This is a genomic window from Bacillus kwashiorkori, from assembly GCF_001375515.1.
GTDB classification, from domain to species: domain Bacteria; phylum Bacillota; class Bacilli; order Bacillales; family Caldibacillaceae; genus Bacillus_BK; species Bacillus_BK kwashiorkori.
Map to the genome: position 1 here is coordinate 247,245 of NZ_CTDX01000016.1, position 20,078 is coordinate 267,322.

The following is a 20,078-nucleotide window of genomic DNA, read 5'->3' on the forward strand; positions in this document are numbered from 1 at the left end:
ATTTTTATGACAGAACAACAATCTATTTCTATGCCGTCCAAATACAGTCCGAATGCGATTGAAAAAGGTCGCTATGAATGGTGGGTAAAGGGAAAGTTTTTCGAGGCCAAAAATGATGAATCGAAGCAACCGTATTCGATCGTCATTCCACCACCAAACGTAACAGGAAAATTGCATTTAGGACATGCGTGGGATACGACTTTACAAGACATTATTACGAGAATGAAACGAATGCAAGGTTATGATGTATTATGGCTTCCTGGAATGGACCACGCTGGGATTGCCACACAAGCGAAAGTAGAGGAAAAACTGCGCAGCGAAGGAAAATCCCGTTATGATTTAGGAAGGGAAAAATTCCTCGAAGAAACGTGGAAGTGGAAAGAGGAATATGCTACCCATATTCGGGAACAGTGGGCAAAACTAGGTCTTGGCCTTGATTATAGTCGCGAGCGCTTTACTTTAGATGAAGGTTTATCGAAAGCAGTAAGAGAAGTTTTTGTTTCCCTTTATAATAAAGGACTAATATATCGTGGCGAATATATTATTAACTGGGATCCAGCAACAAAGACAGCTCTTTCTGATATTGAAGTTATTTATAAAGATGTGCAAGGTGCATTTTATCATATGAGATATCCGCTAAAAGACGGCAGTGGCTATATTGAAATTGCCACGACTCGTCCAGAAACGATGCTCGGTGACACAGCTGTTGCCGTTCATCCGGATGATGAACGTTACAAACAATTAATTGGTAAAACGGTAGTATTACCAATTGTCGGCAGGGAAATTCCGATTATTGCCGATATTTTCGTTGAGATGGAATTTGGTTCTGGAGCTGTAAAAATTACCCCTGCTCACGATCCAAACGACTTTGAAGTAGGGAATCGCCATCAATTAGAACGCGTTCTCGTTATGAATGAAGACGGAACGATGAACGAAAGAGCGGGCAAATACGAAGGTATGGACCGCTTTGAATGCCGCAAACAAATTGTAAAAGATTTGCAAGACTTAGGTGTCCTTATTAAAATTGAGGAACATTTACATTCTGTTGGTCACTCAGAACGGAGCGGTGCTGTAGTTGAACCTTACCTTTCTACTCAATGGTTTGTAAAAATGAAACCATTGGCAGAAGCAGCGATTGCTTTACAAAATTCAAAAGATAAAGTTCAGTTCGTTCCTGAGCGATTTGAAAAAACATATTTACATTGGATGGAAAATATCCGCGATTGGTGTATTTCGAGACAACTTTGGTGGGGTCACCGAATTCCAGCTTGGTATCATAAAGAGACTGGAGAAGTATTTGTCGGTCATGAAGCACCGGCAGATAGCGAAAATTGGGAACAAGACTCCGACGTTCTTGATACGTGGTTTAGCTCTGCATTATGGCCATTTTCAACAATGGGCTGGCCAGACGAACAGGCAAACGACTTTCAAAGATATTATCCGACAAACTGCTTAGTAACTGGTTATGATATTATCTTTTTCTGGGTATCACGGATGATTTTCCAAGGACTTGAATTTACTAGTAAAAGACCATTTGATGATGTGCTTATTCACGGTCTCGTTCGTGACTCACAAGGTCGAAAAATGAGTAAATCGTTAGGAAATGGTGTCGATCCGATGGAAGTAATTGACCAATATGGAGCAGATTCTTTACGCTACTTCTTGTCAACTGGTTCTTCTCCAGGTCAAGACTTGCGCTACAGTACAGAAAAAGTGGAATCGATTTGGAATTTTGCAAACAAAATATGGAATGCGTCTCGATTCGCATTGATGAACATGGACGGCTTAAAATATGAAGAAATCGATTTATCCGGTGAAAAATCTGTTGCCGATAAATGGATTTTAACTCGATTAAACGAAACAATCGAAACAGTAACAAAACTAGCAGATAAATATGAATTTGGCGAAGTTGGCCGTGCCTTATACAATTTTATTTGGGATGACTTCTGTGATTGGTACATCGAAATGGCAAAACTTCCGCTATATGGGGAAGATGAAGTTGCGAAAAAAACAACACGCTCCATATTAGCCTATGTACTCGATCAAACGATGCGGTTATTACATCCGTTCATGCCGTTTATTACCGAGGAAATATGGCAAAACTTACCACACAGCGGAGAATCCATTACCGTTGCTTCATGGCCGACTGTGCGGGAAGAGCTTAGTGATACGAAAGCTGCAGAAGATATGAAATTGCTCGTTGAAATTATTCGCGCTGTTCGGAATATCCGTGCGGAAGTAAATACACCAATGAGCAAAAAAATTACGATGTACGTGAAAGCTACTGACGAAAATGTTTTAAATACATTAAATACAAATCGGATGTATGTAGAAAGATTTTGTAACCCAGATGAATTAACAATTGATCTGGACGTGGCTGCTCCTGAGAAGGCGATGACCGCTGTTGTTACAGGTGCAGAAATCTTCCTACCATTGGAAGGGCTTATTAATATAGATGAGGAAATCGCCCGGTTAGAAAAAGAACTCGATAAACTCAATAAAGAAGTTGATCGTGTTCAAAAGAAACTGGGCAATGAAAAATTTGTTGCAAAAGCACCGGAAAAAGTTGTTGAAGAAGAGCGGGCAAAGGAAAAAGACTATTTGGAAAAACGCTCTCTCGTTCAATCACGATTAAATGAATTGAAAAGTATGTAGTAACGGGGCTGTATTTGGACTAGACGTATAAATGAAAAAAGAGTATAACTGTATTAAAGGCATAAAGTTATTTCCTAATTGGATATAATGATTGGCTGTCCCAAAGTATAAAGACAAATTCCGCACTTTAATTGGTACGTAGTTACCACTTGCGGAATTTCCGTCCTTTTTGAGACAGCCTATTTCTCTATTTACAATTAGTTAGTGAAAAATTTAGCAAATTAAATGTAACGTATTTTAACAACGAAAATGCCACTTAATGTAACAAGCCATTATAAAACAGTAAAACAACCAACTAATGATAAACATTACCGAAAAATGCATTGTTTGATGGGGGATTTATTATGTTTCAAACGAGTGAAGAAGTGATTCATTGGATTAACAATCGTCTGAAATTTGGAATTAAACCTGGTCTAAAAAGAATGGAATGGTTCATGGATAAACTAGACCATCCGGAAAGACGATTAAAAACGGTACATATCGGTGGTACGAATGGAAAGGGATCGACAACTACTTTTCTCCGATCTATTTTACAAGCAGCTGGGTACAGAGTAGGTACTTTTACATCTCCATATGTTGAAAAATTTAATGAACGAATTAGTATTAACGGAGAGCCAATTGCAGATTCTGATTTAGTGGAAGTAGCAAACATAATTAAACCGTTAGTCGATGAAATAGATGCTACCGATCTTGCTTATCCGACAGAGTTTGAAATTATTACAATTATTGGCTTTTATTATTTTGCTTATATTCAACAAACAGATATTGTTCTCGTGGAAGTTGGTTTAGGGGGAAGGCTAGATTCTACGAACATTATTCATCCTATTCTTTCTATCATTACGAATGTCGGTTACGATCATATGAACATTCTTGGTTCGACGATAGAAGAAATTGCTAGTGAAAAGGCAGGAATAATAAAAATTGGTGTCCCGTTAATTACTGGGATAAGAGATGAGAAAGCGTTGGCGGTTATTCGCCAAACAGCAAAAAATAAGAAAGCACCCATTTACGGGTTGTTTCAAAATTTCTCCTATGAAGACTACGGAGCAAGTAGATTAGAAGAACAATTTTCTGTTCAAACATTATTTAAATCATATCCACAACTGACAATTTCCATGCTTGGTGCCCATCAAATCGAAAATGCGACAATTGCTGTCATGGCCGCTACTTATTTAAAAACGTATCAATCGTTCATAATAGAAGAAAGTCATTTAAAAACTGGATTAAAGAAGGCGCATTGGCCGGGCCGCTTTGAAATTTTAAGTAAAAAACCATTCATTATTATTGATGGCGCACATAATATCGATGGAACTCACAGTCTCATTGCAACATTAAAAAGACATTTACCAATGAAAAAAGGGACGATTCTTTTTACCGCATTAAAGGATAAACAATATGAAGAAATTATTGAACAATTAGACAAGACAGGAATGGAATTAGCTTTTACCGAATTCGAATACCCACGAGCAACAACTGCAGAACAATTATATTCCGTTTCAAAAACTTCCAAAAAATTAGTAGTGCCTAATTGGCGAGATTTTCTTCAAGAAAAAATCTATAATTTAAAAGAAGACGAGCTCTTCGTTTGCACTGGTTCTCTTTATTTTATTTCAGAAGTGAAACCATATTTAAAGAATTTATTAAATATAAAATATTGATATACAAAAATACTTCTATTTGATAAAATATTCATAAACTTAAAGTTTGAATAGAAAATGCTATTTTCATATTTTTAAGTCTCACTACCTTTTCAGGGGGGAGAATGATGGTTGTTGATCGAAAAAGAAAAATTATCGTTTGGATTATTTGGGCTTTTGTTCTACCACTTAGTATTTGGTATGCATACTATTTTTCTCCAGTACAGCCTGAATTTTCCACATTGGATTTTGCCGTTTTCACATTAATCATGATTCCGGCAGCTCTTTTACCTGTCACTGTCAACTATATTACGATTTCTCTTACACAATGGATTTCTCTTGCCGTTTTTTTGAAGTTCGGGTTATTCGCAGAATTAATGATTACACAAATACTCGTCATAATTGTCATGATTCGAGTGAAATTACCAAATGATCAACTGGACCGTTATGCGATCAATTCTGCTATGTTTGCGTTAGTTTCTATTTTGAGTGCAGAAATTTTTTATTTATTGGGCGGAAATCATGAAGAACACCGAATAACAGAATTATCGTTTTTAGCTTTAGCAGCAGTTTATATGATAGCAATTTTTGGCACTAATCAACTATTATTTAGAATAGCCCAATTTCTTTTATATAAAGTTAGACAACGGTTTTTCACGAAAGAAGTTTTGTGGGAAGTTTTATCCCATCTCGTTATTTTTCCAATTGGATTAATTTTATACTCTTTATATAATATGATGGGTTATGCTGGTGTATTTCTCATTAGCATCCCAATATTTAGTATGTTATTGCTCATTAAAACGTATAACGCTACGCAAAATATGAATAATTATTTGCAAAAAGCAGCCGAGTTTGGTCACCGTTTAAATGAACGTTTGCAAGTGGATGAAGTATTAAATGCTTTTATTGATAATATAGTAAAAATGTTTCCAGTGGATTACTTATATATTTTTGATCAGGCAGACTCCAAACATTTGGAGCTTATTCGCAGTTATGAAAAGGGAAAATATGTGATAGTCGAACATGAACCGTTAAGAAAGTTTGAAGGCATTGCTGGTCTTGCATGGGGGACGGGACAAGCGCTCATCTATCGTGAGAAAAAAGAATGGATCAATATTGTTAAGGGGTATATGCCAGGGAATGCGGAAAGTGTGTTAACGGCACCGATGATTCGCAATAATGAAGTAGTAGGGGTTATCTTTATCGGATCCGTGCGCAAACGAATGTTTGTAAAATTTCATTTAATGATTTTTGATATTTTATGTTCCTATTTAGCAGTCGCTATTGATAATGCGAGACATTACGAAGAAACAAAGGTGAAAAGTGAGCGCTGTCCATTAACGAACTTATACAATGCACGTGTTTTTAATGAGAAGCTGGAAACAATTGTGGAAGAGCAATATCGGAATGAAATCAAATGCTTATCTGTACTAATGCTGGATATCGATCATTTCAAAAAAATTAATGACACATATGGTCATGAAAGCGGCAACGATATTTTATGCCAGCTGGCAGATTTGTTGAAGACGATGGTCGGTGAGAAAGGTTTGCTCGCTCGATACGGTGGGGAAGAATTTGTTATTCTCCTTCCAAATATGACGAAACTGGAAGCAACAACCTTTGGTGAATACATTCGCAAAACTATTGAAAATCGTACGTTTATTATGTACGATGACTTATCCGAAGTGCGTCGCAAACTGTCTGCTCGCATCACCGTCAGCATTGGTGTCGCCTCTGCACCTGAGGATACAGACGAACCACAATCGCTCGTTCGCTATGCCGACCGCGCCCTATATATTGGCGCAAAACGGGTGGGGCGAAATAAGGTTGCAGGATATGTAGGATGAAAAAAAGAGGCCGGAACAAAATAAAATTGTCTGTTTTTAAAGCAGTTTCATTTTTGTTTTATTGGCTACCCTGAAAATACAGCTATTTTCATTCACCATGGTGAAAAATCAGTTTCATGGGTGTCTATGTTATTGTTTATTATTGATTTTTAAACAGTTGTTGATTGTAGTGTAAGGCGGCGACTCCTCGAAAAAAGCATTCGCTTTTCCTTCGTGCAATGTGTCGCTTCCGATGCGTTCCTTGTCCTACGGGAACAGCACGAGCCAGAAATAACGAGACGTGCAGCGGCTGAGGCTGTGCCCGCGGAAAGCGTCCGCCTGTTCCTGTCGCTGAGATTCGTCACAAATAAACTTGGAAGCGAAATCAACACCAATCTGTAACATAGCCGTTTTAATAAGAAAAAAATAAAAAAGCCGAACTATTACGAAGTAGTTAACAACTTATGATAGTTCGGTTTTATCTTTATTTGAAATACTTATGTCCCAACTACGTTTGTATGAAATGAATGATTAATTTATTACTCCCGCTCGATGATTTTTGGCAGGTCAATATTTGTAACAATAGGTTGTTTTATTTTTAATTCTTTATATGTTTCTTCAATATACTGGTCATGGATGATTTGTAAACGAGATTTTTCAGGTGGCAGATTTTTTTGAACAGATTCATGTTCAAAAACACTAGTCCCATATTTATTTCCACACTGAGGTGAATCGGAACGGGAATTCTTACAAAAATATTGTTCCGCTGCTCTTCCTCTAATAGCGTTGAGTACAATTCTTCGTGCAGACACTCCACCTTCGATTTTTATGTTTGAGCCAACACCAAACATCTCAAAATTTTTATCTGAATAAAAGAACCCTTTAATATAACTTGGATCATTCTGATTGACACTGTTATTAACAATTCTAATATCACCAGTAGCAAATATAATTAATGAACCGTACTGACCGAGCCCGCTTAATTGGGAATATTCTATATTTACGTCTCCATCCACAAACATCATGGAATTAAATCGAGCTTTCGCTCCTTTTATTGTCAAGTTTCCTTTAATAAAATAAAGACCTGATATGTCTATGGAGTGGTAGTTATCGACATTATTAGGGTCTTTTTCATAATCAATTCGTGTATTTCCGATAGTAAGATTCCCTTTAATAAAAGCTGCTGCTTCAATATCTTCCGTCGACAAATCGCCATCAATTGCAAACTTCGTTCCATTACCACTTATGGAAAGATTTCCGTCTGTTTCAAAGAATTTGAATTTATTATCTCCAGTAAAAATATAGTCCCCATTTGTTTTAGTTGAATATCGAGTACAAATAAACCAAAACCAATCCGTACATTCAGTATGACTAGGAATGATTTTTCTATTATCCTTACTATAGTCATAGCCTTTGTTAAAGGTTTGTCTGCCATCTTCCGATAGTTTGAAATTTGCCTTCTTATTGAAGATGGATTCAATACTATTTATTTCCTTGATAACCTGTATGGAAGGTTTTTCATGATTTCTATTTACAACAATTGGAGCATTATTACTTGAAAAGGCAGATTTTACACTATCATTATCCTTTCTGATTAATTGATAATAATTAGGTAAAAAGATATTGTATTTATTATTTGGTCCAAAATTCACGTGGTCTCCATAACCATCGTAGCCCGTGTATTTATAAATATTTCCCCCAATTACTATGTGAGAATTGGTATCTCCTCTCGAAGGTAGTGAAGTTGGTAATAAAGATTTAATCCATTTTTCCCCATTTAAATAAGCATATGCACGATCAGAAATGATCAAATCTCCGTCAACTTTAATATCTCCTTGTATTGTTGAGCTTCCGTGGAAAAATACGTTTCCTTCGCCATTCTCACATCTATTTTTGTTTTCTAAGCATGCATTTGATTTATTAGCCCCAACGGCATAATTTAATATGTCAGGGACAGCACCAGCACCTATTTCTATTACTGTTTTCACTTCTTTTTGTTTTCCGTCTGCTATACCTGTACTTTTAAAGGTTACCTTTTTTTTCAATGGATTTCTAATGCCGTTAGAATCAACAGAATCAACATAATCCTCAATAATAACAGTATAACTCCCGGTACTCGTATCCATATTTACATTATTCAGTTTATAACTATTAAGTATCTGTTCGAGTTTTTCGATAAACACATCTTTAGGAAGACCTGTAATTTCCCCTGATTCGTTTTTAAGCTCTTTATAAAGTTTAGAATTAATTTCATTAGTGATTCTATCAATACCTTTTACTGCTAATTCTGTAGCTTGTACTGAATCTTCGCTAGCTTGATTGCTTTTTGTACCTGCCAACGTTATGGACAAAAGGGAAACAGCAAGTACAGTAAATAATAAAAACACCATCAAAGTTAAAAGTAGGGAATAACCTTTTTCGTTTAGTATTTTATCCTTCATCGTTCTCCTCCTTTCTATCATTAATTATTGAGAAGATGCTCTCTAGTTCAATTACCTCGCTTGTCTTCTTTGATTTTAGTACTAAATGAATCTCATAAAGATCACCATTCTTCTGTATTTTTGAACCTTCCATAGAAATATCGTTATTAGACAACATAAGGACTTCATTATTGAGATATACGTTTGAATCTTTAAATCCTAACAATCCTTTATTTTTGATTTCAAGATAATAGTTCGAACGATCATCTTGTTCTGGAAGATGTTCAGCAACAATTTCACTAGCCTTTAATACAAAGAATTCGTTAATGAAATGAGAAAGTATGTAATCCGCTTCATTTCGTAATGTTGCTTCTACTTTTATTCTTTCATTAGCCTTTATCCCAGTAAACAATATAGAATATGTGACAATCCCAATTATTGAAATGATTAAAATAGAGGCTAGCAGTTCAACTAATGTAACACCTTCACTTGAATTAAGAAGTTTTTTACTCATAACTTACATACCCTTCAACTTGAGATGTTGTTCCCATATTGCTGTTTAACTTATTGACATCCACTAGCACGTTAATTAATCCGTAATTTTTTTCATCATTAGTTTGTGTGAAATGGATAGTGACTTCATAGTGATTATCATTGATAGTATGTGTTTCGGTAACAACGTTATTTACTAGAGTTGCATTCGGCTTGTCAATATAGGAAAATGGGTCGATTTTCACCCGCTCCAATGTTGCTTTTGCGAGATGAATGGCGACTAATTTATCATTGTTCGTCACTGCGGTTTTATTTGTAAAAACGAATAAATTAAGAAAGGTCAGGATGATAATCGATAGTATTACTAAAGATGCCAACACTTCTATTAAAGTAAATCCGCTTTTGTTAGTTAAAACTCGCTTTATACTCATAAAATCATTCCCCGTGGAATTTGTTTTTTGTCATTAAATATTTGAAAATAAACCATATTAAATATTGAAAGATATTTAAAAGAATAGTACATTATACCCATAATAAAAAAAGAATATATTACTAGTAAATAAGAACTAAAATTAATTGCTTTATATTGTAATAAATAATAAAATTACAGTAAGAATCTTTTTTAATAATGTAGGATTTTCTTACTTATATCATACTCAAAAAGAGTCATTTATACTATCTTTTTCTATCGGAAATGAGTCTTTTTTACCAAATGCGAAAAATCATTGTTAAAGGCAGGGATTGTCGAATGTATAAGATTAATAGAAATATTGCATACACTTTATTGCTAGTGCTTGTTATTTTTGGAACACTTTCGACAGTTAATAAAACTGCTTTCGTCAGTGCTGCTTCGACCATTCCTAAAGGTACTACGGTCGGAGGAGTCGATGTAAGTAACTTAACCATTCCAGACGCCCAAGATAAACTTACTAATCAAGTATTACGCTGGAAAGATTATGATGACTATGTGATTGAAGTTGCAGAGGATATAATTACCATTCCTGCTGAGCAAGTAAAATTTGATATTCAATCTACTATTAAACAATTAGAAGGCCAAATTAAAAAGCCTTGGTATGATTTTTTTCAAAAAAAAGGACCTGTACATATACCTTTAATAGCGGATTTTAGCTTTACAGAAGAGCAAATCTCTTTATTTCCGGCTTATATCGAAGTTGAACAAGTAGCAAGAGAAATAGTAAGAATTGCAACCGTTCTCGGTGAAAAACAATTCACTTTAGCAATCGATCAGACAAATGAAGAAGTAGTAATAGCTGAAAATTATTGGGAAGTTCCAGAAGGCTTCCTTTTTGCGAACGAGGTAGTGGAAGAATTAAACGGCAAGAAAATTTCTTCTGAAAATCAATTCTCCTTCCTAGGCAATGTTGCTGAAAATGTCAGCTTTTATAACGAAGAGGATGGAAGTTTTGTTGCATCGTTACTATACTCATTGCTTTTAGAAACGAATGTTGAAATAGTGGAACGTCATTCCCAAAAAGTGATCCCTGCTTATTCTGAAGCTGGTATAGAAGTGAAAGTAAGTGAGAAAGAGCTATTAGATTTTATTGTAAAAAATCCGAATCCTAATGCAATCACTATTAAGGCAGAGATAGTCGACAATAATCTATACATGTCCCTGTTATCTGTTCCACAAAAAACGAAATATCATTATACGATGGAAAATAGTGAAGAGGTTCATTACCGTACAATTACTCGGTATAACAATGATCTCCTTCCTGGACACAAGCAAACATTACAAGAAGGGAAAAATGGGAAAAGGGTGGAAGTATATCGAGTAGCGGTTGCTGAAAATGGAGAAGAGTTAACGAAGGAATTAATGAGCAAAGACTTTTATTTACCAACTCCGGAAGTTGTATTGAAAGCAGTTAAAGTAATTTCAGAGCCGCCAGCCTCGGATGAACCAACAACAGATGAACATGTTGAGAATAATGATTCTGGAAATGATCGTATCGACCAATCTGAAGATACATCTAAAGATAATGATTTTATGAAAGAACAAGAAGAGAACGAAATAGATGACGGTATATATGAATCTCCTAATATTCAAAAGTAAGTATTTAAGAGGTGAAAACAATGGCAAGAAGACGACTAGGCGATTTGCTTGTAGAAGCAGGTTTAATTACTGCCGAACAGCTAACCCACACATTAAATACAAAGTCACCTGACGAAAAATTAGGGGATGCACTATTGCGCGAAGGGTTTATTACGGAACAACAATTAATTGAAGTATTAGAGTTCCAATTAGGAATTCCGCATGTAAATATTTACCAATACCCTATTGACCAAGAACTAATTCAACTCGTTCCAAAAGAATTAGCTAAGCGCCATTACGCTATGCCGATTCGTCGAGATAAAAACCGACTTTTCGTTGCGATGGCTGATCCAATGGACTACTTTGCTATTGAAGAAATTCGTATGGCGACTGGTTATCAAGTGGAACCAGCAATTGCAACGAAAGATGATTTATATCGAACTATTACGAAGTATTATGATTTACAAGAATCAATGGAAGAAATTATGGGTGAGTTTTCACCGAAAGATACAATAGATGAGGCAAAAGTAACAGATGAAGATTCTCCTGTCGTTCGGCTAGTAAATCAAATAATTGCCAACGGATTAGCGCAAAGAGCGAGTGATATTCATTTTGACCCACAAGAAACGGAATTTCGGGTACGTTACCGGGTAGACGGTGTTTTACGAACAGAAAGAACGTTGCCGAAACATATGCAAAATATTATCGTCGCGCGGATAAAAATTATGGCGAATTTGAACATCACAGAAAGTAGGCTCCCTCAAGATGGAAGGATTAAAACGACGGTTAACTTTAAACCGGTAGACATTCGAGTTTCCACTTTACCAACGATATTTGGTGAAAAAGTCGTTATGCGTATTCTCGATTTAAGTAATGCACTCAATAATATCGAGAAGATAGGGTTTACTAATGATAATCTCGTAAAATTCCAAACTATGTTGAAACAACCGAACGGAATTGTATTGATTACCGGGCCGACCGGTTCAGGTAAGTCTTCCACTCTATATGCAGCGTTAAATCAAATGAATTCCGAAGACGTCAATATTATTACTGTCGAAGATCCAGTTGAATATCAGCTAGAAGGGGTTAACCAAATTCAAGTGAATGAAGATGTCGGTTTAACGTTTGCTAATGGATTGCGCTCGATTTTACGTCAAGATCCTGACATAGTCATGATTGGAGAAATCCGTGATACGGAAACAGCTCAAATTGCCATCCGCGCGTCTTTAACAGGACATTTAGTATTAAGTACTTTGCATACGAATAGTGCGGTTGCTGGTGTAACGAGACTGATAGATATGGGTATTGAGTCCTACTTAATATCGTCTTCTGTTATAGGCATTATCGCTCAACGTTTAGTACGAAAAGTATGCCGAGATTGTGGTGAAGAAGTAGAAGCTACTGAGCGGGAAAAGGATATTTTTGCAGAAAGAGGGCTAGAAGTTCATACTGTTATGCGCGGTAGTGGTTGTCCGAGCTGTAATAATACCGGTTACCGAGGTAGGATGGCAATTCAAGAAGTTTTACCAATAAATGATGCGATCCGCAAATTAATTATGACTGGTGGCTCTACAGCAGAAATACGCCAATTTGTACAAGAAAATGGTATGAAATTTTTACTAGATGATGGACTGTTAAAAGTAATTAATGGACAAACAACGACCGAAGAAGTATTGCGTGTTGCATCATTAGATTAAGGGGGAAGGAATGTGACCTATCAAATAAATCAATTGCTAGAAAAAGCTTATCATGACGGTGCATCTGACCTCCATTTAATTGTTGATTCACCTCCTGTTTTTCGGTTACATGGAGAGTTAAATCGTTTCGGAGAAGAAAATTTAACTGCCAGTGACACGGAAAGAATGGCGCGAGAACTAATCGGAATAGATTGGGAACAGTTTCAAGTGACTGGAGAATTGGATTTTAACTACGAATTACCTAATATTGCCCGCTTTCGTCTAAATGCTTTTAAACAGAGGAATGCAATTAGTATAGCAATTCGATTAATCCCAACAGTAATACCTAATATAAGTCAATTAGGACTTCCTGCTATTGCAGAGCAACTAATGGAAAAACCGAAAGGACTCATATTAGTTACCGGTCCAACTGGTTCTGGTAAATCGACAACCCTTGCAGCTATGTTGGATTACATTAATCAAAACTATGCGAAACATATTATTACACTAGAAGACCCTATTGAATATGTCCATTCTCATAAAAAGTCGATAGTCAATCAACGGGAAATTGGTTCAGATACGAAAAGTTTTGCTAACGGACTTCGTGCTGCATTAAGGCAAGACCCTGATATTATATTAGTCGGTGAAATGCGTGACCTAGAAACGATTGCAACAGCGATGACAGCGGCTGAAACGGGACACCTCGTCTTAGCGACACTCCATACGAGCAGTGCTGCGCAAACAATCGATAGGATTATTGATGTTTTTTCACCACATCAGCAGCGACAAATTCGTTTGCAAGTTGCCAGTAACCTTCAAGGAATTATTTCGCAGCGGTTATTTCCAACTGCTAGAGGTGATGGAAGGGTAGTAGCAACAGAAGTGTTAATTAATAATCCTTCCATTGCAAACTTAATTCGCAATGAAAAGATTCATCAAATACAAAACGTCTTACAAACGAGCCGTTCCCAAGGGATGCATACGTTGGAAATGTCGATCCAACAGTTGTTACATTCAGGAAAAATAGAGTATGAAACAGCTAGGCCTTATATAGATGCGGGTGATATGAATGGCTATTTATAAATACGTTGGTCGTAATCGAAAAGGACAATTAAAAAAAGGAACGCTCGAAGCAATTAATAAAAACCAAGCAATTGCTAAACTTCGGGAAGATGGAATAAGCCCGCGGGACATATCCGAAGCGAAAGGGATCTTTTATAAAGAAATAACGATTGGCAATCCTGTTAAACATCAACATTTCGTTATATATTGCCGGCAATTCGCCACGTTAATTCGTGCGGGTGTGTCTATTGTAGACTCAACGAAAATTTTAGCTGACCAAACAGAAGATAAATATTTGAAAAAAGTTTTAAAAGCAATTGTAGATGAATTAAGGACCGGGATTCCATTTTCAGATGCGGCTAATAAACATCATAAAATATTTCCTCCTATCTTCGTGAATATGGTTCGTGCTGGTGAAGCGAGCGGAAGCCTTGATGAAACATTAGAACGACTTGCTAGCTATTTTGAAAAACAATATGACTTGAAAAAGAAAGTTCAATCCACTTTAGCGTATCCGATTACATTATTAGTTATTATCATTGCTGTCGTATCCTTTCTAATGTTGTCTATCGTTCCGACTTTTACTGGCATGTTTGAACAATTCGGTAGTGAGTTGCCTGCTATTACGCAATTTGTCGTTAATGTAAGTGATGGCTTAAAGAACTATTGGTGGCTGATTTTATTCATTATCACCACAATTGTATCCGTTTTTAGTTTCTTAATGAAGACGAATAAGCAGTTTCACTATTCTGTCCATGTAGCGTTGCTGAAAATGCCGATTTTCGGTGTATTATTACAAAAATCTGCCATTGCTAGAATGACACGCACCCTTTCTTCCCTAGTTTCTAGTTCCGTGCAAATTTTACAAGCATTGACGATTGTAGAGAAGGTAGTAGACAATCCTGTAATCGGACGGGTAGTGTTAGATTCTCGCGATAGTTTGGAAAAAGGGGAACGGTTATCAGCCCCTTTAGAAAAAAGTTGGGTTATTCCCCCGTTAGTGACGCAAATGGTCGCCATCGGTGAAGAAACTGGCTCCCTCGATTATATGCTCGCAAAAGTGGCCGATTTCTATGAAGCGGAAGTAGATCGAACGGTTGACACATTAAAGTCGTTAATCGAACCGTTAATGATTGTTCTACTTGCCGGTGTCGTCGGAACAGTCGTTCTATCTATCATGGTGCCGATGTTTAGTATCTTCTCAGAAGTACAATAAATATTTTAATGAAATGAGGAAACTATTAATAGCTTTTAGGGGGTGGTCACATAAAAAAGATTTGAAGACGTAGTTTTAAAGAAATATATACACAAAAACTTTAATTAAAATGTAGGAGGAAAAACAATGAGAAAACATCTAAAACATCTGAAAAATGAAAAAGGTATGACATTGATTGAACTTTTAGCTGTTATTGTAATTTTAGCTATTATTGCAGCAGTGGCAATCCCTATTATCGGTAATGTAATTGGGGATTCAAGGGATAAAGCCGATGTAACGGAGGCACTAAATATAATTTCTGCTGCGAAGCTAAGACATGCTCAGGACCCAGTAGAAGGAACTGGCGACAATTTCTCATATTCAAATGATGAATTAGCAGGATATATCGGTAATACTTCTGGTTTTACTTCGGTAGATTTTGATAGTACTAACTGGTCTATTAAAGGTCATGATGCGATTACAGTTTTAGATAAAGAAAAAGATACAGATTCTGTCACCGAAGGAGAATTACAAGAATTCCTAAATGGTGAAGATAATTAATTATGTGACACTTTCTATAAACCTTCTAAGGAGGACCCACCCATGCTCAACATTTTAACAACAAAAAAAACTATCAATCTCGTAATTGATGATTATGCCCTACGGATGGTGGATCATTCCGGTGGGGATTTGACACATGTGAAAACATTGAAGGAAAAGGCCATTCCACATGGTCTGCTTGAGCATGGGCGGATTATCCAAGAGATGGAATTCTATCATTTTATTCGTGATGTTGTGGATCAGTGGGGTATAAAGCGGCGGGCAGTGCGGTTTTATGTCCCAGATTCCCTCGTCATCATGAAAAAAGTAACGTTTCCTGCTTATTTAAAAGATAATGAGATTATTGGGCATTTTAATATGGAATTAGGGCAAACATTGTATCTTCCTTTTGACAATCCGTCCTTTGATGTGTATCCGTTGCCAATGGAAGCGGAAGGCAGTGAAAGAGACGGGCTGTTATTTGCTGTACCTCAGGAAGAAATCAAGAAATTCACCGATATTTTCGTTGATGCTAGTTTAAAACCAATTGTGGCCGATATTCGTTCCCTTGGCGTGTATCGTTATTATCATTACTTAATGAAGCCAGAAGAAACAGAAGCGATTTTATTTTTCGAACTTAATTTATCATCCGTCATTGTTAGTATTTTTTCTAATAATCGGCCGGAATTTTTGCGTTACCATGATTTAGATATACAAGTGAAAGATTGGCGTGGCATTGAAAACAAAGACCGCCTTACATGGGAATACGATGGGAATGAGGCACAATTTTTAGGTTTAATTGATGATCAAATGGTGGAACTAGAAAGAATTTTAAATTTTTACCGCTATTCCATCCATAAAGGGAGTCAAACTGTCTCGAAAATTGTTATTTTAGGTGATTTCCCGCAACTAACTATAATTAATGACAAAATTCAACAACAATTTTCACTGCCAATCATGCAACTAGATGCCTATCTTTCCCCTACGAAGCATGAGAAGGTAGAACGTTGTTTTATCCCGGCATTAGGTCTTGCACTTAAGGGGGGGAAGTAAATGTTACCAGAAATTAATTTATTGCCAAAATATGAAAAAGAAAATTCCATTATTCAGCTTATCGTCTTAATATTTATTATTTTATGGGCATTATTATTATCATTTATCGTTTTCCAATATTTTCAAACGAAATCAGATAAGCAAGTATTGGATCAACGAATAGAAACGTTAACATTAGAAAAATCAACGTTAGAAACGAAATTAACGAATCAAAATAGTGAAGAAAAAGCTACTTTAGCCGATGCTGTTAATTATGCACAAATGTTAACAGCGCCAACTTCGAAATTAGTGGAAGAATTATTAGCACTTCTTCCTGAAAATAGTTATTTAAGTTCTTATTCGTACGGAAGTAGTCAATTAAGTGTACAAACTCAATTTGAGTCATTAGATATTGTTGCCACTTATGTGAGAAGCCTTGTTGCCTCGCCGTTTTTTACCGATGTGAAAGTGAATAATATTTCCACTTTTACTATTGAAGAGGTTGCAGATTCTGAGGAAAAATATGATACGATTCCACGCTACGATGTTTCCTTTAGCTTAAGTGTTAATCGCTCTGCACTCGTGTTAGAAGACGGGGGTGAAGATCATGAGTAACTTCATCCAAGAAAAAAAGTCAGCAGTTCTCTTTATCACTACCATTCTATTTTTGTTGCTTGGTGTTGTCTATATTTATGTGATTAAACCGTTGAATGATGATATATCTATTTCAGAGACGAAGGTAAAAACAATCGAAACCGATATTCGCATACTGGAAGCACAATTAGTAAAAGCGCCCACCAGTCAAGAGGAAAATACAATGTTATTAGAAAGACAAATGCCTCTTGCTCGTAATATTGATGAAATATTGCTTTCATTGCAAGAAGTGGAATTAGTTAGTGGCAGTCAAATCCAATCGATTTCTTTTAATACGTATGACGGAACATTATCCAACTCGGAGGAGCTCATCCGAAATGACGAATCAACTAACGTTGGAGAAGCTGACGAGGAAGCAACAGATGATGAGACAAACGAACAAGGAAGGGAAAGTGATTTAAGTAGCAATGGGGAAGAAACAAATGAAGCCCCTGTCTCTGAGCTTGCCGATGATATAAATAAACCAGAAAATGTTAAACTACTTACGATTAGTTTAAGTGTGGAATCACCAGACTTTGCACATTTCCAAAAGTTTTTGAAAGAAATAGAGAATTTGCAACGAATTAATCGTGTCGAGCAAGTGACATTTTCCAAGCCAGCAGAACAGGAATTATTATCAGAAGAATATGAGGAGACGATATCCTTTTCTTTAACGATAACGACCTTTTATTTTGATGAACAAGCAACTAAATAACGAATAGTAAGAGGAAAAAATAATGATAGAGATTTACTGCGTGCTATTTTTTATATGCGGGTTAATTTTTGGATCTTTTTTTAATGTGGTCGGCTTAAGGGTGCCAAAGAAACAGTCGATTAGTTATCCTGGTTCCCACTGTCCGAACTGTCAACATGATTTAGCGTGGTTTGAGTTAATTCCGGTTTTTTCCTATTTATTTTTACGAGGAAAATGCCGTTCTTGTCATACGAAAATTTCACCACTTTATCCAATAATGGAGGCAATTACTGGTTTATTATTTGCTTTTACTTTTTACAAACTAGGTTTTTCAATAGAACTGATTGCTAGCCTTTTCTTCATTTCATTATTAGTGATTATTACTGTTTCCGATATAGCTTATATGATCATACCTGATAAAGTGCTATTAATTTTTCTAATTATCTTTATTATCATCCGCTATTTCCAGCCGCTTTATCCGTGGTGGGACTCTATCGTTGGTGGTATCATTGGCTTTTCGGTTCTTTATATTATTGCGCTTATCAGTCGTGGTGGAATGGGTGGCGGTGATATTAAATTATTCTTCGTAATCGGAGTTATATTAGGGACGAAACCAGTGCTTTTTACCCTTTTTTTCGCTTCATTTCTTGGCGCAATATATGGAATTGGCTTGAAGTTGCTAGGCAAATTCCGTAAAGGCACCCCGATTCCATTCGGTCCGTTTATAAGCATTAGTGCGGTCGTCTCGTATTTCTATGCACATATTATTATTGACTGGTATTTGAATTTATTTATATAACAACTATCCTTCTCACAGTAGAGGGATTTTTTGTTTATCAAATAGTTTTATCCCTCATGATCGTTTTTCCATCTAAAGCAAGCGTGAAGTTGATAACTAACTTTCATAAGCTTTATCCGAATGATTTTCCTTTATTTTAAGAATCATCACTTGCAACACGTTCCAATATCATCGTTGTATCCATTTTGTGAACGTACTTCTGAATGAACTTCTGCAATCACCTTTTTTATTGTCGAAATTTAACGAACACCTTTTTTAAAAAAACGACAAAAGTCTTGTTCTTTTTTATTTTCAATATGGTAGTATTAATAAAACTTCCGATGTGAGGTGATTTTTATGGACAAGCAACCAAAACAGACGAATAAAATTACTGTGAAAATTAATGGAGAAGAAAAGCCGTTGAAAGAGAATCTAGTCATTCATAATTGGCAGCAGGCAAAACGGGAAGTTGCTGCAACGAGTGAGGAGACGAATAACGAAAGTTCTTATAAACAACTGTCTACACTTTTAAAAAAGAAACATAATCGAAAGCCTCGTACCCTTTCAACGAAAAACAAATATACGCGAAATTTAAAATCTAGTAGTACAAGATCGAATCCTCCAGTACTTATTATGGCAATCGCATCTGCAATTACTGTTGGGGTGTTAATAGGGTTAGTTTTATTAAAAATTATGGTGAAAGATTCTGCAACTTCGGAAATACCACCAACTACTGGACAAGAACAACCTGTTACAGGGAAGCCTAGTGAAGCAGGTGTGACTCATCCGCTACCTGAATTAGATTTTGTCATTTTACAAGCAGGCTATTTCTCTAATTTAGATTCTGTCGACAAGTTGAAAACGGAACTAAAACAGAAAGGGATTTTCGCTGCTAGCATTCAAGAAGAAGATAGTTATCGCGTGTTTGTTGCAGTCGTCAATGATTTAGCTGTAGGGAAGAAATTGCGAGAAATCGTTGCGGATGTGGAACTTTGGCCAAAAGAAGTAGGCATTATGAATAAAGAAGGAAAATCGTTAACGAAGGATGAAATTGCTTTTTTAGAATTATCCTCAGAACTTTTTGGCAAACTAACAGAAGAAATGACAATGGCTTATACACAAGGCGAGAAATATGTTTTTTCAGAATCGAAACTTTCGCCTCTTTTAGCTGACATCGATCAGTTGAAAGAGATAAAAAATAAGCAAGTAGAGGCGATGAGGAAATCATTGCAACAAACAATTAAAAATTTAAAGCAATTCAATCAAGGGTATTCACAAGAAAGCTGGTTACAAGCCCAAGCTTCTTTAATCCAATTTTTGGAGCAGTATGATTTACTTTAAGAAAGGATGGAAAATCGCCTAGATTGCAATAATTTTTTCATCTAAAA

16 protein-coding genes are annotated in these 20,078 nt (G+C 36.1%); 13 read left to right on the forward strand and 3 right to left on the reverse strand.

Annotated features, from left to right (window positions below):
* Positions 1-6: 6 nt before the first annotated feature.
* The 3 genes from BN1242_RS10390 to BN1242_RS10400 all read left to right on the forward strand — a co-directional run bounded on the left by BN1242_RS10390 (position 7) and on the right by BN1242_RS10400 (position 6,139).
* Positions 7-2,655 carry a valine--tRNA ligase gene (locus BN1242_RS10390; RefSeq protein ID WP_062355403.1) on the forward strand — a complete coding sequence of 883 codons (2,649 nt, stop codon included), beginning with the start codon at positions 7-9 and terminating at the stop codon, positions 2,653-2,655.
* A gap of 344 nt (positions 2,656-2,999) precedes the next feature.
* A complete protein-coding gene (locus BN1242_RS10395) occupies positions 3,000-4,313 on the forward strand; it encodes a bifunctional folylpolyglutamate synthase/dihydrofolate synthase (RefSeq protein WP_062355406.1) in 1,314 nt (437 codons plus the stop codon).
* A gap of 107 nt (positions 4,314-4,420) precedes the next feature.
* Positions 4,421-6,139: a sensor domain-containing diguanylate cyclase gene (locus BN1242_RS10400; protein WP_062355409.1), complete on the forward strand. Its 1,719-nt coding sequence runs from the start codon at positions 4,421-4,423 to the stop codon at positions 6,137-6,139.
* A gap of 518 nt (positions 6,140-6,657) precedes the next feature.
* On the opposite strand, the gene BN1242_RS10405 is transcribed toward BN1242_RS10400, so the two are convergent.
* Genes BN1242_RS10405 through BN1242_RS10415 form a run of 3 tightly spaced genes read right to left on the reverse strand, consistent with a single transcriptional unit; the run spans position 6,658 to position 9,461 of the window.
* A complete protein-coding gene (locus BN1242_RS10405) occupies positions 6,658-8,559 on the reverse strand; it encodes a hypothetical protein (protein WP_062355412.1) in 1,902 nt (633 codons plus the stop codon).
* On the reverse strand, positions 8,549-9,052 hold the full coding sequence (locus tag BN1242_RS10410; protein WP_062355415.1) for a hypothetical protein: 504 nt from the start codon (positions 9,050-9,052) through the stop codon (positions 8,549-8,551). The genes BN1242_RS10405 and BN1242_RS10410 overlap by 11 nt, the downstream gene beginning before the upstream one ends.
* Positions 9,045-9,461 (reverse strand): type IV pilus modification PilV family protein, encoded by a 417-nt coding sequence (locus BN1242_RS10415; RefSeq protein WP_062355417.1) that lies wholly within the window; start codon positions 9,459-9,461, stop codon positions 9,045-9,047. Before BN1242_RS10415 ends, BN1242_RS10410 begins: the two co-directional genes overlap by 8 nt.
* Positions 9,462-9,778: 317 nt before the next feature.
* Between BN1242_RS10415 and BN1242_RS10420 the strand changes: the two genes are divergently transcribed.
* The 10 genes from BN1242_RS10420 (at position 9,779) to BN1242_RS10465 (ending at position 20,031) form a co-directional block, all read left to right on the forward strand.
* Positions 9,779-11,101, forward strand: a complete 1,323-nt coding sequence (locus BN1242_RS10420) for a G5 domain-containing protein (RefSeq protein ID WP_062355420.1) — start codon at positions 9,779-9,781, stop codon at positions 11,099-11,101.
* Positions 11,102-11,121: 20 nt separating this feature from the next.
* A complete protein-coding gene (locus tag BN1242_RS10425; RefSeq protein ID WP_203226057.1) occupies positions 11,122-12,777 on the forward strand; it encodes a GspE/PulE family protein in 1,656 nt (551 codons plus the stop codon).
* 12 nt (positions 12,778-12,789) lie between these two features.
* A complete protein-coding gene (locus tag BN1242_RS10430) occupies positions 12,790-13,839 on the forward strand; it encodes a type IV pilus twitching motility protein PilT (protein WP_062355427.1) in 1,050 nt (349 codons plus the stop codon).
* The gene (locus tag BN1242_RS10435) at positions 13,826-15,034 is read left to right on the forward strand and encodes a type II secretion system F family protein (RefSeq protein ID WP_062355430.1); all 1,209 of its coding nucleotides are present in this window, start codon (positions 13,826-13,828) and stop codon (positions 15,032-15,034) included. Before BN1242_RS10430 ends, BN1242_RS10435 begins: the two co-directional genes overlap by 14 nt.
* Positions 15,035-15,160: 126 nt before the next feature.
* Positions 15,161-15,574, forward strand: a complete 414-nt coding sequence (locus BN1242_RS10440) for a prepilin-type N-terminal cleavage/methylation domain-containing protein (protein ID WP_062355433.1) — start codon at positions 15,161-15,163, stop codon at positions 15,572-15,574.
* A gap of 42 nt (positions 15,575-15,616) precedes the next feature.
* Positions 15,617-16,606 (forward strand): type IV pilus biogenesis protein PilM, encoded by a 990-nt coding sequence (pilM, locus tag BN1242_RS10445; protein WP_062355436.1) that lies wholly within the window; start codon positions 15,617-15,619, stop codon positions 16,604-16,606.
* Positions 16,607-17,200 carry a PilN domain-containing protein gene (locus BN1242_RS10450; RefSeq protein WP_062355439.1) on the forward strand — a complete coding sequence of 198 codons (594 nt, stop codon included), beginning with the start codon at positions 16,607-16,609 and terminating at the stop codon, positions 17,198-17,200.
* A complete protein-coding gene (locus tag BN1242_RS10455) occupies positions 17,193-17,933 on the forward strand; it encodes a hypothetical protein (protein WP_062355442.1) in 741 nt (246 codons plus the stop codon). Before BN1242_RS10450 ends, BN1242_RS10455 begins: the two co-directional genes overlap by 8 nt.
* Before the next feature lie 22 nt (positions 17,934-17,955).
* Entirely contained in the window at positions 17,956-18,711 is a 756-nt protein-coding gene (locus BN1242_RS10460; protein WP_062355445.1) for a prepilin peptidase, read from the forward strand.
* 336 nt (positions 18,712-19,047) lie between these two features.
* The gene (locus BN1242_RS10465) at positions 19,048-20,031 is read left to right on the forward strand and encodes an SPOR domain-containing protein (RefSeq protein ID WP_062355449.1); all 984 of its coding nucleotides are present in this window, start codon (positions 19,048-19,050) and stop codon (positions 20,029-20,031) included.
* Positions 20,032-20,078: the final 47 nt, after the last annotated feature.

Excerpts from the sequence above, each read along its gene's own strand:
- BN1242_RS10390 (WP_062355403.1), top strand. The coding sequence starts at position 7 with ATGACAGAACAACAATCTATTTCTATGCCGTCCAAATACAGTCCGAAT.
- BN1242_RS10460 (WP_062355445.1), top strand. The coding sequence starts at position 17,956 with ATGATAGAGATTTACTGCGTGCTATTTTTTATATGCGGGTTAATTTTT.
- BN1242_RS10465 (WP_062355449.1), top strand. The coding sequence starts at position 19,048 with ATGGACAAGCAACCAAAACAGACGAATAAAATTACTGTGAAAATTAAT.
- BN1242_RS10455 (WP_062355442.1), top strand. The coding sequence starts at position 17,193 with ATGAGTAACTTCATCCAAGAAAAAAAGTCAGCAGTTCTCTTTATCACT.
- BN1242_RS10405 (WP_062355412.1), bottom strand. The coding sequence starts at position 8,559 with ATGAAGGATAAAATACTAAACGAAAAAGGTTATTCCCTACTTTTAACT.
- BN1242_RS10410 (WP_062355415.1), bottom strand. The coding sequence starts at position 9,052 with ATGAGTAAAAAACTTCTTAATTCAAGTGAAGGTGTTACATTAGTTGAA.
- BN1242_RS10425 (WP_203226057.1), top strand. The coding sequence starts at position 11,122 with ATGGCAAGAAGACGACTAGGCGATTTGCTTGTAGAAGCAGGTTTAATT.
- BN1242_RS10450 (WP_062355439.1), top strand. The coding sequence starts at position 16,607 with ATGTTACCAGAAATTAATTTATTGCCAAAATATGAAAAAGAAAATTCC.
- BN1242_RS10395 (WP_062355406.1), top strand. The coding sequence starts at position 3,000 with ATGTTTCAAACGAGTGAAGAAGTGATTCATTGGATTAACAATCGTCTG.
- pilM (WP_062355436.1), top strand. The coding sequence starts at position 15,617 with ATGCTCAACATTTTAACAACAAAAAAAACTATCAATCTCGTAATTGAT.
- BN1242_RS10440 (WP_062355433.1), top strand. The coding sequence starts at position 15,161 with ATGAGAAAACATCTAAAACATCTGAAAAATGAAAAAGGTATGACATTG.
- BN1242_RS10435 (WP_062355430.1), top strand. The coding sequence starts at position 13,826 with ATGGCTATTTATAAATACGTTGGTCGTAATCGAAAAGGACAATTAAAA.
- BN1242_RS10415 (WP_062355417.1), bottom strand. The coding sequence starts at position 9,461 with ATGAGTATAAAGCGAGTTTTAACTAACAAAAGCGGATTTACTTTAATA.
- BN1242_RS10400 (WP_062355409.1), top strand. The coding sequence starts at position 4,421 with ATGGTTGTTGATCGAAAAAGAAAAATTATCGTTTGGATTATTTGGGCT.
- BN1242_RS10420 (WP_062355420.1), top strand. The coding sequence starts at position 9,779 with ATGTATAAGATTAATAGAAATATTGCATACACTTTATTGCTAGTGCTT.